Consider the following 14,891-nt stretch of genomic DNA (forward strand, 5'->3'; position numbering starts at 1 on the left):
AGGATGCTCCGCTATCTTTCCGAACCCCTCCGACGAGCCCGCGAACCGCTCCCACCAGCACACCTACGCCCGCGGTGGCTCTTGGGCACCGGGAAAGGCGATCTCCGGAAAGGATCACGGAAAGATGCCGACGCTTCCAGGACCGACCGACTGAAAAGAGCTGCATTCGCGACGCGGCGTTCGATTCTCCGGAGCGGATCCGGCGACGAGGAGGCCTTGACCCCGACGCCTCCGCCCCCTCCCCCGGCTCCGTAGACTCACCCCTCATGAGCAACGACCCCGCCGTGGAGATCCGCGGACTGGTGAAGCGGTACGGCACCAAGACCGCGGTGGACGGCCTGGACCTCACCGTCCGGAGCGGCTCCGTCACCGCGGTCCTCGGTCCGAACGGCGCGGGCAAGACGACCACGGTCGAGACCTGCGAGGGTTACCTCCGCCCCGACGCCGGCACCGTCCGCGTCCTCGGCCTCGACCCGGTCGCCCAGGCCGAGGCCCTGCGCCCGCGGATCGGCGTGATGCTCCAGTCCGGGGGCGTCTACTCCGGAGCCCGCGCCGTCGAGATGCTCCGCCACATGGCCAAGCTCTACGCCGACCCGCTCGACGTCGCCACCCTGGTGGAACGCCTCGGACTCGGCGGCTGCGGCCGCACCCCCTACCGCCGGCTCTCCGGAGGCCAGCAGCAGCGCCTGGCCCTGGCCATGGCCGTGGTCGGCCGCCCCGAGCTGGTCTTCCTCGACGAGCCCACCGCCGGCCTGGACCCGCAGGCCCGCCGCGCGACCTGGGACCTCGTACGGGAACTGCGCACCGACGGGGTCACCGTCGTCCTCACCACCCACCACATGGACGAGGCCGAGCAGCTCGCCGACGAGGTCGCCATCGTGGACGCCGGCCGGGTCGTCGTCCACGGCAGCCCCGAGCAGCTGTGCCGCGGCGGCGCCGAGAACACCCTGCGCTTCACCGGCCGCCCCTCCCTCGACCTCGCCTCGCTGCTGAAGGCGCTGCCCGACGGCACCGAGGCCGCCGAGCTCACCCCGGGCGTCTACCGGGTCACCGGTGACGTCCACCCGCAGCTGCTGGCCACCGTCGCCTCCTGGTGCGCCCAGCACGGCGTGATGCCGAGCAGCCTCACGGTGGAGCGGCACACCCTCGAAGACGTCTTCCTGGAACTGACCGGTAAGGAGCTGCGCGCATGAGCGCCGGTACGTTCACCCCCCGCCCGGGGGCCGCGCCCGTGTCCCGCATGATCCTCGCGCAGACGGCGCTGGAGACCCGGATGCTGCTGCGCAACGGGGAGCAGCTGCTGCTCACCGTGATCATCCCGGCGTTGCTGCTGACCCTCTTCTCCGCGGTCGACATCGTGGACACCGGCAGCGAGAGGTCCGTGGACTTCCTCGCGCCGGGGATCCTGGCGCTCGCCGTGATGTCCACCGCCTTCACCGGCCAGGCCATCGCCACCGGATTCGACCGCCGCTACGGGGTCCTCAAGCGGCTGGGGGCCTCCCCGCTGCCGCGCTGGGCCCTGATGGCCGCCAAGACCTTGTCGGTGCTGGTCACCGAGGTGCTGCAGATCGCCCTGCTGACGGTGATCGCCCTCGCGCTGGGCTGGTCCCCGCAGGGGAACCCGCTGTCGGTGGCCGCGTTGATCCTGCTGGGCACCGCCGCCTTCTCCGGCCTCGGGCTGCTGATGGCGGGCACCCTCAAGGCCGAGATGACCCTGGCCGCCGCCAACCTCGTCTTCCTGCTGCTGCTGGTCGGCGGCGGGGTGATCGTGCCGCTGGAGAAGTTCCCGGACGCCGTGCGGTCGGCCCTGGGGCTGCTGCCCATCTCGGCCCTGTCCGACGGGCTGCGCGAGGTGCTCCAGCACGGGGCCTCGCTCCCGTGGGGCGACGTGGCCGTCCTGGCGGGCTGGGCCGTACTCGGTCTGGGCGCCGCCGCGCGGCTCTTCCGCTGGGAATGAAATCCCTCCCCTCCTGGCGGCGATGCCGCGAGGATGGGCCCCTCACACATGAAGCCGGGGGGCGGACATGGTGCAGCGGGATGCCGTTCTACGGCTGGACGATCGATGGGCACGGGTGCGCTCGGGGGCGGAGCACGCGGAGCCCACGGAGCGCGAACGGCTCCTCGACGAGCTGATCGGCGCCCTGCGCCCGTTCCCGGACGACCCGCGGTGCACCGCGCTGCTCGGGCTGCGCCTCGCCGACCGGGCCGCCCTGCGGTTCGCCGCGGGGGACCGTGCCGGCGCCCTCGCCACGATCGAGGAGGGCTTACGCAGCTCCGAGCGGGCGGCCGGACACTCCCCCGAGTTCGCCCGTTGGTACGCCCGCGGGCTGATCAACCACGGGGTCTGGCTGTCCTGGCCGCTCAGCGACGGGGCCCGGCTGCCCAAACACCCGCTGGGCCCGGCCGTCGGCGAGGGGCCGAGCGCCATGGAACGGGCGGCCGGTGAGCGCGCCCGCGACCTGACCCGTACCGCGGTGGAGGTCTGGGCGGGACTCGACCAGCGGGATCCGGTGAACCGGCGGGGCCTGGCCCAGGCCAAGGTGTTCCTCGGGGACCGCCTCGCCGAGCTGGGGTTCGCCGAGGAGGCCGTGGCCTGGGCCGTGGCCGCCGAGTCCGACTTCCGGCAGCTGCTGCTCGCGGATCCGGCCGCGGAGGAAGCGGCGGAGGCCGAGGAGGCCCTCGACCACATCGGCCGCCAGCTGGAACTGCGGCTGCGCTTCCTGACCTTCGGCGCGCTGGTCAGCCTGCGTACCCAGGGGCTGCTGCCCGAACGGCTGCTGCCCCGGGCCGTGGTGGCCGCCCGTATCCAGGGGGTGGTGGAGCCCGCGATCGCGGCCGGGCTGGGCCTCGACGCCGAACAGGTCCGCACGATGCTGGAGGTCACCCCCTGGCTCGCGGTGTGGCGCTTCGAGGTGCGCGGACCTGACGGACTGTGGAACGTACTGGAACATCCCTGGCACAGCACCACAGAAGTAAGGAATCGGACGGCACAGGATGTAGCGGGCGAATTACTGCGAGGGTTCGTCGACTCGGCGGACTACCCGGGCGACGCCGCCCATTGGCGCGTCCTCCTGTGGTGGCACGAGGAGGGGGACCCGGCGGGAGCGCGGTACCGGCTGGCCGTCGGGCCGGACGCGCCCCTGCCCACCCCCTCGTGAAAGTTTGCACAAGTGGTCGCCTACGATATGGGGCGTGTTGAACCCCCTCGCCCACATCGCCAGCCGCTGGACCCCGTCACCCCGGACCGTCCAGCGGGCCGCACTCGCCGCGCTCGTCATGAGCGTGGTCATCGTCGTCACCGGCGGTGCGGTACGGCTGACCGGTTCCGGCCTCGGCTGCGACACCTGGCCCAAGTGCACCGACGACAGCCTGATCGTGACGCAGGAGCAGGGCTTCCACGGCGCCATCGAGTTCGGCAACCGCATGCTGACCTACGCACTCAGCGCGGCCGTCGGCTGGGCGATCATCGCCGCCCGCTCGGCCAAGCCCTGGCGTCACTCCCTGACGCGGCTCGGCTGGGTCCAGTTCGCGATCGTGATGGCCAACGCCGTACTCGGCGGGATCACCGTCCTCACCGGGCTCAACCCGTACAGCGTGGCCGGGCACTTCCTCCTCGCCACCGCCCTGATCACCGTGACGACGGTCACCTGGCAGCGCACCCGCGAGGGCGACGGCGTCCCCCGGCCGCGCGTGCCCGGCCCGGTGCGCAAGCTGTCGTGGGCGCTGCTCGCGACCACGCTCGTCCTGATCGCAGCGGGCACCGTCGTGACCGGTTCCGGTCCGCACGCCGGCGACAGCAGCGAGATCAAGCGCATGCCCTTCGACTGGGACACCACCGCCCACGTGCACGCCGTCGCCGCCTGGGTGGTGTGCGCGCTCGGTATCGCGATGTGGCTGGTCCTGCGCGTCGTGGACGCTCCCGCCGACACCCGGGCCCGCGCCCGTGACCTGCTGATCGTGCTGCTCGCCCAGGGTGCGATCGGCTACGTGCAGTACGCCACCCAGGTCCCCGAGGCCCTGGTCGCCGCCCACATGCTCGGCTCCTGCCTGGTGTGGATCGCCGTGGTCCGGATCGCCCTGAGCCTGCGCGAGCGCCCCTCCGACCAGGCGGAGATCCCCGCCCAGAGCGACCCGCAACTCTCGGCCGCGTAGCCCTGGCCCCGGCCCCCTAAAGGTTGTTGCGGAAGCCTCAGGTCTGGGCATTCCTCCTGTATGGGTGGGGTGTTGTGCGCTGAGTCGGTGTGGGTGGAGACGTTCACGGGCTTGCGGATGGACCGGTTCGTCAAGCTGGTGAAGGTGGTGCGGGAGCGGGGCGGGAACGGTCCCGGTGGTGGTCGGCCGTGGTGCCTGCCGCTGGCGGACCGGGTCCTGCTGGTGGCGGTGTACTACCGCACGAACCTCACGATGCGGCAGCTCGCCCCGCTGTTCGGGGTCTCCCCGGCCACGGTCTGCAGGGTGATCCAGCGGCTCGGGCCGTTGCTGGCCCTGGAGCCGGCCCCGCGGCCGGTCGCCGATGCGGACCGGTTGTGGATCGTGGACGGCACCCTCATCCCGGTCCGCGACCGGCAGGTCGCCGCCTCCTCCCGCAACTACCGGTTCTCGGCGAACGTGCAGGTCATCATCGACGCCGACACCCGCCTGGTCGTCGCCTCGGCGCGGCCCGCGCCCGGGAACAAGGCCGACGCCCACGTCTGGCGCGAGTCCGGTCTACCCGCGAAGGCGGCGGGCACCACAGTGATCGCGGACGGCGCCTACCTGGGCACCGGGCTGATCGTCCCGCACCGCAAACGTGCTGGACGTCCCCTCCTGCGCGGTCAGGAGGAGGACAACGCCGAACACCGACGGGTCCGCGCCCGCGTCGAGCACACCTTCGCCCGCATGAAGAACTGGAAGATCCTCCGCGACTGCCGCCAGAAAGGAGACGGCCTCCACCACGCCGTCCAGGCCGTCGCCACCATGCACAACCTCGCCATGACACGGTGAACCAGGCAGGTCCACTCACACGCAGACCTGCCCGCACCCAACCTTCTGCAACAACCTTTAGGGCGTGTCCGCAAAGTAGCGCCGGCCGCCCGAAGGGCGGGCCCCGCGGCGTCCGGTGCCGTACATCGCAAGGCGGAGGGGCGCCCGTGTACTGGACGTACTCGGGCGCCCCGACAACGCGGCGAGGTGCGGTGCCGGGCGCCGCGGGGCAGGCGGGACTTCGCGGACACGCCCTAGGGCGTGTCCAGGCGGTAGACGCGGCGGGCGTTGCCCGCCGCGACCAGGGCGGCCACCCGTTCCGCGTCCCGCCAGGACCAGGAACCCTCCGCGGCCCAGCCACCCAGCACCCGGCCCAGCGCCTCGCGGAACACCAGCGCGCCCACCGCGTGCAGTTCGGGCAGCTGCCGGCCACCGCTGGAGAACAGCACCTTCCCGAACGGAGCGATCTCCAGCAGCTCCGCCAGGACCGCCGCGGCCCGCGCCCCCGTCCGCCCGAGGGCCGTGCCCGTATCGGCGTAGACGTGCGGGAAGGCCGCCGCGAGCTGCGCGGTGCGGCGGTGGTGCGGGTATCCGCCGAGCAGCACCAGCCGGGTCCCGAGGCCCGCGGTGGCCCGTACGAACCCGGTCAGCGCGGCCGGCTCGGCCTCGTCCGTGTGCAGTTGGAGCGGCAGCCCCGTCGCCACCGCGCTCCACAGCAGGTGGGCCAGGAGTACGGGGTCCCCCACCGCTCCGCCCCGCGGCCGCCGGGCCAGCCACCGCCCGGCCGCCCCGCGCACCGCCCCGGGGCCGGGCGGCTCCTGGGCGACGGCCGGGGTGTCCGCGCCGGTGAAGGCCGTGGCACAGCTGAAGGCGGCGGCCCCGCGGGCGGCGTGGTGGACGGCTTCGGCGAGGTTCGCGAGGAAGGCGCCCACCGTCCCGGAGGTGTCGGCGACCTGCTCGGCCAGTAACTCCAGCCGGACCGACTCGAAGGCCTCGGCGTCCCCGGCGAGCGCCAGTTCCTTGGGCCCGGTGAGGTCTCCGGGCATCCCGGTGTCGACCAGATAGGCCGCGACGCCCGACCCCCTCAGCAGCCGCCGGGCGGTCTCGGCCGCGCCCAGCTCGCGCCGCCGCGCCAGGTAGCGGGCGGGGGCGGCGTGCGGTTCCAGCCCGAGCAGCGGCGGGCACCAGCGGCGCACCGCGAAGCCGGTCTGCGTGTCGAAGAAGGTGGTGCCCGCGGCGGGCGGGCCGGCCGAGCGCATCAGCAGGGCCTCGAAGGTACCCAGGCCCAGCTCCGTACGGAGTACTCCGTGGCAGTACTGGTCCACCAAGGGCGGCGTTTCGATCATCCGGGCATCCCGTTGCGGACGTGAGGAAGGGGCTTCCACACGTCCTAACGGGTGAGCGGGGTGTGAGGTGTTGCTCGGGCTGTTGACCGAGCAACACTCCCGGTCCCCGGACGCGCTCGTCGGCCTAGGCCGCGGGGTTCTCGGGTCCGCCGATCTGGATGCCGGCCATCCGCGTCCACTCGTACGGACCGGTGCGCACGCGCGCGGCGAACTCCCCGTCGAACTCGTCGTGCAGGGTCAGTCCGGCCTTCTCCGCCGCCAGCTGCGCCACGGTGAAGGTGGGGGCCACCAGGTCGCCCCAGCCGCCGTCCGTGCCCACGAGCACGATCCGGGTACCGGCCTGGCCGATGTGGGCGAGCTGGCCCTCGACGCCGCCGTGCTGCTTGGCGAACGCGCCGATCTGCTTGGCCAGCTTCGCGGCCTTACGGTCCTGCTTCTTCTCCGCGGCGCCTGCGGTGTCCGCGGCGGCGGTGTCTGCGGTGTCTCCCATGGAAGCCATGCTACCGGCGAGTAATCAACGGAGGAAGGGATCCACGGCCACCGCCACGAACAGCAGCGACACATAGGTGATCGACCAGTGGAACAGTCGCATCTCCTTGAGCTTGCCGCCCGTGACGCCCGCCTTGGCGCGTGCGTGCAGCGCGTGCGCCTCCCACAGCCACCAGCCGCCCGCGGCCAGCGCGACCGCGGTGTAGAACCAGCCGGTGTACCCCAGCGGGGTCAGCAGCAGCGAGACCGCCACCATCACCCAGCTGTAGAGGACGATCTGGCGCGACACGGCCTTGTTGCCCGCGACGACCGGGAGCATCGGCACGCCGGCGCGCGCGTAGTCGTCCTTCACCTTCATCGAGAGCGGCCAGTAGTGCGGCGGCGTCCAGAAGAAGATGACGAGGAAGAGGATGACCGCGGCCCAGGAGACCGTGTTCGTGACGGCCGACCAGCCGATCAGCACCGGCATGCAGCCGGCGATGCCGCCCCAGACGATGTTCTGCGCGGTGCGCCGCTTCAACAGCATCGTGTAGACCACGACGTAGAAGAGGAGCGCCCCGAGTGACAGCGCCGCCGACAGCCAGTTGACGAGCAGGCCGAAGAAGAGCGTGGAGACGACCGCGAGGGTGAGACCGAAGGCCAGGCACTCCCGCGGGCTGACCATGCCGGTCACCAGCGGGCGCTGCGAGGTCCGGTCCATCAGTGCGTCGATGTCCCGGTCGATGTACATGTTCAGCGCGTTGGCGCCACCGGCCGACAAGTAGCCGCCGAAGCAGGTCACGAGGACCAGCCACAGCGACGGCACACCCTGCTCGGCGAGGAACATCACCGGCACTGTGGTGATCAGCAGAAGTTCGATGATCCGCGGCTTGGTCAATGCCACGAAAGCCATGACGCGGGTCCCGAGCGGCCGCTGACCGGGGCTCGTCCCGAGCACCCCCGCTGGACGGGATTCGACGGCCGTCACGCACACCCCTGAGAGAGAATCCAGCAAGCTCCGACTCGGGCCGTTCACAACATGAAGGCCCGGTTAAGGCTTGCGCGTACCACGCCACTGTAGACGTTGCGCTTACGTCGCCCCGCGCCGGGGTCGCTTCGTGTTGGGCCGATCGGACCGTGCATATATACGGGGCACGGGCCACACCGGATACCCGTGGGCGGGTGAACCGGGGTCGGCGGCGCGGTGACGGACTGCCTGCACTCGAATAGCTGCACGCCGTTGCGGGGGTAGGCTCGGAATCGCCGGTGCACCGTTCGTCACCGGGATACAAACATGTGGAGAGGAGCCCTGACCCACGGTGAGCACCAAGCCGACCACCACAGAGCTCGAGTGGACCGAACTGGACCAGCGGGCCGTCGACACCGCCCGCATCCTGGCCGCTGACGCGGTCCAGAAGGTCGGAAACGGCCACCCCGGTACGGCGATGAGCCTGGCCCCCGCCGCGTACACCCTCTTCCAGAAGGTGATGCGGCATGACCCGGCGGACCCCGAGTGGGTGGGCCGCGACCGCTTCGTGCTCTCCGCGGGGCACTCGTCCCTGACGCTCTACACCCAGCTCTACCTCGGTGGGTTCGGGCTGGAGCTGGCGGACCTCGAGGCGTTCCGCACCTGGGGCTCCAAGACCCCGGGCCACCCGGAGTACGGCCACACCAAGGGCGTCGAGACCACCACCGGCCCCCTCGGCCAGGGCATCGCCAACGCGGTGGGCATGGCCATGGCATCGCGCTACGAGCGCGGCCTGTTCGACCCGGAGGCCGCCCCCGGCACCTCCCCGTTCGATCACATGATCTACGCGATCGCGGGCGACGGCTGCCTCCAGGAGGGCATCTCGCACGAGGCGTCCGCGCTGGCCGGCCACCAGAAGCTCGGCAACCTCGTCCTGCTGTGGGACGACAACCACATCTCCATCGAGGGTGACACGGAGACGGCCGTCTCCGAGGACACCCTGAAGCGCTACGAGGCGTACGGCTGGCACGTCCAGCGCGTCGAGCAGCAGGAGAACGGCGACCTCGACCCGAAGGCGCTCTTCGCCGCCCTCCAGGCCGCCAAGGCCGAGACCGGCCGCCCGTCCTTCATCGCGGCCCGCTCGATCATCGCCTGGCCCGCCCCGCACGCCCAGAACACCGAGGCCGCCCACGGCTCGGCGCTCGGCGACGACGAGGTCGCGGCCACCAAGCGCGTGCTCGGCTTCGACCCGGAGAAGACCTTCGAGGTCTCCGACGAGGTCATCGCCCACACCCGCAAGGCCCTCGACCGCGGCCGCGAGGCCAAGGCCGAGTGGGAGAAGGAGTTCTCCGCCTGGCGCACCGCCAACCCGGAGCGCGCCGCCGAGTTCGACCGCATCAACGCCAACGAGCTGCCCGCGGGCTGGGAGGACAAGCTCCCCGTCTTCGAGGCGGGCAAGGGTGTCGCCACCCGCGCCGCCTCCGGCAAGGTCCTCGGCGCGCTCGGCGCGGTCATCCCGGAGCTGTGGGGCGGCTCGGCCGACCTGGCCGGCTCGAACAACACCACCATCGACAAGGACTCCTCGTTCCTGCCGGTGGGGAACCCGCTGCCGGAGGCCGACCCGTACGGCCGCACCATCCACTTCGGCATCCGCGAGCACGCCATGGCCGCGTCCATGAACGGCATCGCCCTGCACGGCCACACCCGCATCTACGGCGGCACCTTCCTGGTGTTCTCCGACTACATGCGCAACGCCGTCCGCCTCTCCGCGCTGATGCACCTGCCGGTGACGTACGTGTGGACGCACGACTCCATCGGTCTGGGCGAGGACGGCCCGACCCACCAGCCGGTCGAGCACCTCGCCTCGCTGCGCGCCATCCCGGGCCTGAACATCGTCCGTCCGGCCGACGCCAACGAGACCGCCATCGCCTGGCGCGAGATCCTGCGCCGCCACACCAAGGTCTTCGGCAAGGGCGCCCCGCACGGCCTCGCGCTGACCCGCCAGGGTGTGCCGACCTACGAGCGCAACGAGGCGGCCGCCAAGGGCGGGTACGTCCTGTTCGAGGCCGAGGGCGGCCCGGCGCAGGTCCTCCTCATCGGTACCGGCTCCGAGGTGCACCTGGCCGTCGAGGCCCGCGAGCAGCTCCAGGCGCAGGGTGTTCCCACCCGGGTCGTCTCGATGCCGTCCGTCGAGTGGTTCGAGGAGCAGGACCAGGAGTACAAGGACAGCGTCCTGCCGCCGTCGGTGAAGGCCCGTGTCGCGGTCGAGGCGGGCATCGGCCTGACCTGGCACCGCTACGTCGGTGACGCCGGTCGGATCGTCTCGCTGGAGCACTTCGGTGCCTCGGCCGACGCGAAGGTGCTCTTCCGCGAGTTCGGCTTCACCGCCGAGAACGTCGTGGCCGCCGCCAACGAATCCCTCGCCGCCGCCGCGCGCTGACGCCGGTACGCAACCCAAGTAGGAGATGTAATCCCATGACAGACGCACTCAAGCGCCTCTCCGACGAAGGCGTCGCGATCTGGCTGGACGACCTGTCCCGCAAGCGCATCACGTCCGGCAACCTGGCCGAGCTCATCGACCAGTCGCACGTGGTCGGTGTCACCACCAACCCGGCGATCTTCCAGAAGGCCATCAGCGGCGGCGAGGGCTACGAGCAGCAGCTCACCGACCTCGCGACCCGCAAGGTCACCGTGGAAGAGGCCCTGCGCATGATCACGACGGCGGACGTCAGGGACGCCGCCGACATCCTGCGCCCGGTCTACGACCGCACCGACGGCCAGGACGGCCGTGTGTCGATCGAGGTCGACCCGCGCCTGGCGCACAACACCCCGGCGACCATCGCCGAGGCCAAGCAGCTCGCCTGGCTGGTGGACCGCCCGAACACGCTCATCAAGATCCCGGCGACCAAGGCCGGCCTGCCGGCGATCACCGAGGTCATCGGCAAGGGCATCAGCGTCAACGTCACGCTGATCTTCTCGCTGGAGCGCTACCGCGAGGTCATGGACGCGTACCTGTCGGGTCTGGAGAAGGCCAAGGCCGCCGGCCTGGACCTCTCGCTGATCCACTCGGTCGCCTCCTTCTTCGTGTCCCGCGTGGACTCGGAGATCGACAAGCGCCTCGACGCGGTCGGCACCGACGAGGCGAAGGCCCTCAAGGGCAAGGCGGCGCTCGCCAACGCCCGTCTGGCCTACGAGGCCTACGAGGAGGTCTTCGCCTCGGAGCGCTGGACCGCCCTGGAGCGGGTCGGCGCCAACAAGCAGCGTGCGCTGTGGGCCTCGACCGGCGTCAAGGACCCGGCGTACAAGGACACCCTGTACGTGGACGACCTGGTCGCCCCGAACACGGTGAACACCATGCCGGAGGCCACCCTGGAGGCCACCGCCGACCACGGGCAGATCACGGGCGACACCGTGCGCGGCACCTACGAGCAGGCGCGCGCCGAGCTCGACGCGGTCGCGAAGCTGGGCATCTCGTACGACGATGTGGTGCAGCTGCTCGAGGACGAGGGCGTCGAGAAGTTCGAGGCGTCCTGGAACGACCTGCTGAAGTCGACCGAGGCGGAGCTTGAGCGCCTCGCCCCCACGGAGGCCTGAACACCTTGTCTGTAAACGGAGCGAACCCGCTTCGTGACGCACAGGACCGGCGGCTCCCGCGTATCGCGGGGCCGTCCGGCCTGGTCATTTTCGGCGTTACGGGTGACCTGTCGCGCAAGAAGCTGATGCCTGCCGTCTACGACCTGGCCAACAGAGGCCTGCTCCCGCCGGGCTTCTCGCTGATCGGGTTCGCCCGCCGCGAGTGGCAGGACGAGGACTTCGCGCAGGTGGTCCACGACGCCGTCAAGGAGCACTCCCGGACGCCCTTCCGCGAGGAAGTGTGGCAGCAGCTCGTGCAGGGCTGCCGTTTCGTCTCGGGCGACTTCGACGACGACGCCGCCTTCGAGACCCTGAAGGCGACCATAGAGGAGCTGGACAAGGCACAGGGCACGGGCGGCAACTTCGCCTTCTACCTGTCCGTCCCGCCGAAGTTCTTCCCCAAGGTGGTCCAGCAGCTCAAGGACCACGGGCTGGCGCAGAAGGAGGGCTCCTGGCGGCGTGCCGTCATCGAGAAGCCCTTCGGACACGACCTGAAGAGCGCCGAGGAACTGAACAAGGTCGTCCACGAGGTCTTCCCGCGTGACGAGGTCTTCCGGATCGACCACTACCTCGGCAAGGAGACCGTCCAGAACATCCTGGCGCTCCGCTTCGCCAACACGATGTTCGAGCCGATCTGGAACCGGTCGTACGTCGACCACGTGCAGATCACCATGGCCGAGGACATCGGCATCGGCGGCCGGGCCGGCTACTACGACGGCATCGGCGCGGCCCGTGACGTCATCCAGAACCACCTGCTGCAGCTGCTCGCGCTGACCGCGATGGAGGAGCCCGGCTCCTTCCACCCCAAGGCGCTGGTGGCCGAGAAGCTCAAGGTGCTGACCGCCGTCGAGCTGCCGGAGGACCTGGGCAAGCACACCGTGCGCGGCCAGTACTCGGCGGCCTGGCAGGGCGGCGAGAAGGTCGTCGGGTACCTCGAAGAGGACGGCATCGACCCCAAGTCGAAGACCGACACCTACGCGGCCATCCGCCTGGAGATCAACAACCGCCGCTGGGCGGGCGTCCCGTTCTACCTGCGGACGGGCAAGCGCCTGGGCCGCCGGGTGACCGAGATCGCGGTCGTCTTCAAGCGGGCCCCGTACCTGCCGTTCGAGTCGGGCGCGACCGAGGAGCTGGGGCAGAACGCCCTGGTCATCCGGGTCCAGCCGGACGAGGGCGTGACGGTCCGCTTCGGCTCCAAGGTTCCGGGCACCTCCATGGAGGTCCGGGACGTGACGATGGACTTCGCCTACGGCGAGTCCTTCACGGAGTCGAGCCCCGAGGCGTACGAGCGACTGATCCTCGACGTGCTCCTCGGCGACGCGAACCTCTTCCCGCGTCACCAGGAGGTCGAGCTGTCCTGGAACATCCTCGACCCGATCGAGGAGTACTGGGACAAGCACGGCAAGCCCGCGCAGTACCCGTCGGGCACCTGGGGGCCGGTCGAGGCGGACGAGATGCTCGCACGAGACGGACGGAGCTGGCGCCGGCCATGAAGATCGACCTCACGGAGACCAACTCCAGCAAGATCAATGCCGCGATGGTGCAGGCACGCCGGGACATCGGCACGCCGGCCATCGGCATGGTCCTCACGCTGGTGATCGTGACCGACGAGGAGAACGCGTACGACGCGCTCAAGTCGGCGAACGACGCGTCCCACGAACACCCCTCGCGGATCGTCGTCGTCATCAAGCGGGCCAGCCGCTCGCCACGCAGCCGCCGCGACGCCCGGCTCGACGCGGAAGTCCGCGTCGGGGCGGACTCCGGCAGCGGGGAAACGGTTGTGCTCCGCCTTCACGGCGAACTGGTCGACCACGCCCAGTCGGTGGTTCTCCCGCTGCTCCTGCCGGACGCCCCCGTGGTCGTCTGGTGGCCGGACGGTGCTCCCGCGGACCTGGCGGGCGATCCGCTGGGTGCGCTGGGGCAGCGCCGGATCACGGACACGTACTCCTGCGAGGACCCGATCAGGGCGCTCGGCGGCCGGGCGGGGGCGTACGCCCCCGGCGACACCGACCTGTCGTGGACCCGGATCACCCCGTGGCGTTCCATGCTGGCCGCGGCGCTGGACCAGCAGGCCCTGTCGGTCGTCTCGGCGACCGTCGAGGGCGAGGACGAGAACCCGAGCTGCGAACTGCTGGCCATGTGGCTGGCGGACCGGCTCCAGGTCCCCGTCAGGCGCACGCTGTCGTCGGGCCCGGGCCTGACGGCCGTACGCCTGTCCACCAAGGACGGCGACATCGTCCTGGACCGGGCGGACGGCGCGCTGGCCACGCTGTGCATGCCGGGGCAGCCCGACCGTGCGGTGGCGCTCAAGCGCCGCGACACGGCCGAGCTCCTGGCGGAGGAGCTGCGCAGGCTGGACCCGGACAACACGTACGAGGCCTCGCTGAAGTTCGGCGTGGCGCGGCTGGAGGCGTCGGTCTCGGAGCCGGCGGAGCCCGAGGCTCCCGCCAAGGCCGAGGCCGCAGCTCCGGCCAAGGCCGAGCCCTCGAAGCCGGCCGCCAAGCCGACGAAGAAGACCGCGGCCAAGTAGTACCCCTGCGGGACCTTGCTGGGGCTCCGCCCCGGACCCCGCGCCTCAAACGCCGGCGGGGCTGTATTTCAGCCCGTCCGGCGTTTGAGGACCGGGGCCGCGCAGCGACACCCGCACCCCCGATCTACCGACAAGGCGGCAGCACATGGGTATGACGACTCCCCAGGTCGTCGTCCACCGGGACAAGGAACTGATGGCTCAGGCCACCGCGGCCCGGCTCATCACCAAGATCGTGGACGCGCAGACGGCCCGCGGCACCGCGTCCGTCGTCCTCACCGGCGGACGCAACGGCAACGGCCTGCTCGCGGCCCTGGCCACCGCCCCCGCGCGGGACGCGATCGACTGGTCCCTGCTGGACCTCTGGTGGGGCGACGAGCGTTACGTCCCCGCCGACGACCCCGAGCGCAACCACACCCAGGCCCGTGAGGCCCTCCTGGACGCGGTCCCGGTGGACCCCGCCCGCGTGCACGTGATGCCCGCGTCCGACGGCCCGTACGGGGGCGACGTGGACGCCGCGGCGGCCGCCTACGCGGCCGAGCTGGCGAAGGCGGCCGGCCCGGAGGACCACGGTCCGGTCCCCACCTTCGACGTGCTGATGCTGGGCGTGGGCCCGGACACGCACGTGGCCTCGCTGTTCCCGGAGCACCCGGCGGCCCGCGAGACCGAGCGCACGGTGGTCGGCGTGCACGGCGCCCCGAAGCCCCCGCCCACCCGGATCTCGCTCACCCTCCCGGCGATCCGGGCAGCCCGTGAGGTCTGGCTGCTGGCCGCGGGCGAGGACAAGGCCGGGGCGGTCTCCCTGGCCCTCGGCGGCGCGGGCGGGGTCCAGGCCCCGGCCGCGGCGGCGTACGGCCGCTCCCGCACCCTGTGGCTCCTGGACCGCGCTGCGGCGGCCAAGCTCCCGACCGGGATGTACCCCCCGGCCTCCTCCTGACGGCGGCCGACGTGTGAAGGGCCCGCCTCCCGGTACCGGGAGGCGGGCCCT

Annotated in this window: 13 protein-coding genes; 10 read left to right on the forward strand and 3 right to left on the reverse strand. The window is 71.5% G+C overall.

Features of this window, described 5'->3' with window-relative positions:
• The first annotated feature begins 266 nt into the window (after positions 1 to 266).
• The 5 genes from OG624_RS11375 (at position 267) to OG624_RS11395 (ending at position 4,983) form a co-directional block, all read left to right on the forward strand.
• Positions 267 to 1,193, forward strand: coding sequence for an ABC transporter ATP-binding protein (locus tag OG624_RS11375; protein ID WP_266390201.1), 927 nt, complete (start codon positions 267 to 269; stop codon positions 1,191 to 1,193).
• A complete protein-coding gene (locus OG624_RS11380; RefSeq protein ID WP_033220685.1) occupies positions 1,190 to 1,957 on the forward strand; it encodes an ABC transporter permease in 768 nt (255 codons plus the stop codon). Before OG624_RS11375 ends, OG624_RS11380 begins: the two co-directional genes overlap by 4 nt.
• Positions 1,958 to 2,024: 67 nt before the next feature.
• The gene (locus tag OG624_RS11385) at positions 2,025 to 3,158 is read left to right on the forward strand and encodes a hypothetical protein (protein WP_371639383.1); all 1,134 of its coding nucleotides are present in this window, start codon (positions 2,025 to 2,027) and stop codon (positions 3,156 to 3,158) included.
• 25 nt (positions 3,159 to 3,183) lie between these two features.
• Complete coding sequence (locus tag OG624_RS11390) at positions 3,184 to 4,152, forward strand: COX15/CtaA family protein (RefSeq protein WP_371640850.1); 969 nt, start codon at positions 3,184 to 3,186, stop codon at positions 4,150 to 4,152.
• Positions 4,153 to 4,212: 60 nt separating this feature from the next.
• The gene (locus tag OG624_RS11395; RefSeq protein ID WP_266446460.1) at positions 4,213 to 4,983 is read left to right on the forward strand and encodes a transposase family protein; all 771 of its coding nucleotides are present in this window, start codon (positions 4,213 to 4,215) and stop codon (positions 4,981 to 4,983) included.
• 233 nt (positions 4,984 to 5,216) lie between these two features.
• Here OG624_RS11395 and OG624_RS11400 read toward each other — a convergent pair whose 3' ends face one another.
• The 3 genes from OG624_RS11400 to OG624_RS11410 form a co-directional block, all read right to left on the reverse strand.
• Positions 5,217 to 6,308 (reverse strand): amidohydrolase family protein, encoded by a 1,092-nt coding sequence (locus tag OG624_RS11400; RefSeq protein WP_033220686.1) that lies wholly within the window; start codon positions 6,306 to 6,308, stop codon positions 5,217 to 5,219.
• Positions 6,309 to 6,432: 124 nt separating this feature from the next.
• Complete coding sequence (locus OG624_RS11405) at positions 6,433 to 6,807, reverse strand: hypothetical protein (RefSeq protein WP_033220688.1); 375 nt, start codon at positions 6,805 to 6,807, stop codon at positions 6,433 to 6,435.
• 15 nt (positions 6,808 to 6,822) lie between these two features.
• Positions 6,823 to 7,764 carry a heme o synthase gene (locus tag OG624_RS11410; protein WP_161294016.1) on the reverse strand — a complete coding sequence of 314 codons (942 nt, stop codon included), beginning with the start codon at positions 7,762 to 7,764 and terminating at the stop codon, positions 6,823 to 6,825.
• 331 nt (positions 7,765 to 8,095) lie between these two features.
• Here OG624_RS11410 and tkt point away from each other — a divergent pair, with 331 nt between their 5' ends.
• The 5 genes from tkt (at position 8,096) to pgl (ending at position 14,840) form a co-directional block, all read left to right on the forward strand.
• Positions 8,096 to 10,183 carry a transketolase gene (gene tkt / locus OG624_RS11415; protein WP_033220692.1) on the forward strand — a complete coding sequence of 696 codons (2,088 nt, stop codon included), beginning with the start codon at positions 8,096 to 8,098 and terminating at the stop codon, positions 10,181 to 10,183.
• 35 nt (positions 10,184 to 10,218) lie between these two features.
• The gene (gene tal, locus OG624_RS11420; RefSeq protein ID WP_033220694.1) at positions 10,219 to 11,337 is read left to right on the forward strand and encodes a transaldolase; all 1,119 of its coding nucleotides are present in this window, start codon (positions 10,219 to 10,221) and stop codon (positions 11,335 to 11,337) included.
• Between the two features lie 5 nt (positions 11,338 to 11,342).
• On the forward strand, positions 11,343 to 12,869 hold the full coding sequence (gene zwf, locus OG624_RS11425; protein WP_030720386.1) for a glucose-6-phosphate dehydrogenase: 1,527 nt from the start codon (positions 11,343 to 11,345) through the stop codon (positions 12,867 to 12,869).
• Positions 12,866 to 13,906: a glucose-6-phosphate dehydrogenase assembly protein OpcA gene (opcA, locus tag OG624_RS11430; protein ID WP_033220699.1), complete on the forward strand. Its 1,041-nt coding sequence runs from the start codon at positions 12,866 to 12,868 to the stop codon at positions 13,904 to 13,906. Before zwf ends, opcA begins: the two co-directional genes overlap by 4 nt.
• Positions 13,907 to 14,057: 151 nt before the next feature.
• Positions 14,058 to 14,840 carry a 6-phosphogluconolactonase gene (gene pgl, locus OG624_RS11435; RefSeq protein WP_033220701.1) on the forward strand — a complete coding sequence of 261 codons (783 nt, stop codon included), beginning with the start codon at positions 14,058 to 14,060 and terminating at the stop codon, positions 14,838 to 14,840.
• Positions 14,841 to 14,891 lie beyond the last annotated feature (51 nt).

The sequence above is a fragment of the Streptomyces virginiae genome, assembly GCF_041432505.1.
Lineage (GTDB): Bacteria > Actinomycetota > Actinomycetes > Streptomycetales > Streptomycetaceae > Streptomyces > Streptomyces virginiae_A.

Coding starts and splice junctions, on each gene's coding strand:
- OG624_RS11375 (WP_266390201.1), top strand. CDS start 267: ATGAGCAACGACCCCGCCGTGGAGATCCGCGGACTGGTGAAGCGGTAC.
- OG624_RS11380 (WP_033220685.1), top strand. CDS start 1,190: ATGAGCGCCGGTACGTTCACCCCCCGCCCGGGGGCCGCGCCCGTGTCC.
- OG624_RS11385 (WP_371639383.1), top strand. CDS start 2,025: ATGGTGCAGCGGGATGCCGTTCTACGGCTGGACGATCGATGGGCACGG.
- OG624_RS11395 (WP_266446460.1), top strand. CDS start 4,213: ATGGGTGGGGTGTTGTGCGCTGAGTCGGTGTGGGTGGAGACGTTCACG.
- OG624_RS11400 (WP_033220686.1), bottom strand. CDS start 6,308: ATGATCGAAACGCCGCCCTTGGTGGACCAGTACTGCCACGGAGTACTC.
- OG624_RS11405 (WP_033220688.1), bottom strand. CDS start 6,807: ATGGCTTCCATGGGAGACACCGCAGACACCGCCGCCGCGGACACCGCA.
- tal (WP_033220694.1), top strand. CDS start 10,219: ATGACAGACGCACTCAAGCGCCTCTCCGACGAAGGCGTCGCGATCTGG.
- opcA (WP_033220699.1), top strand. CDS start 12,866: ATGAAGATCGACCTCACGGAGACCAACTCCAGCAAGATCAATGCCGCG.
- pgl (WP_033220701.1), top strand. CDS start 14,058: ATGACGACTCCCCAGGTCGTCGTCCACCGGGACAAGGAACTGATGGCT.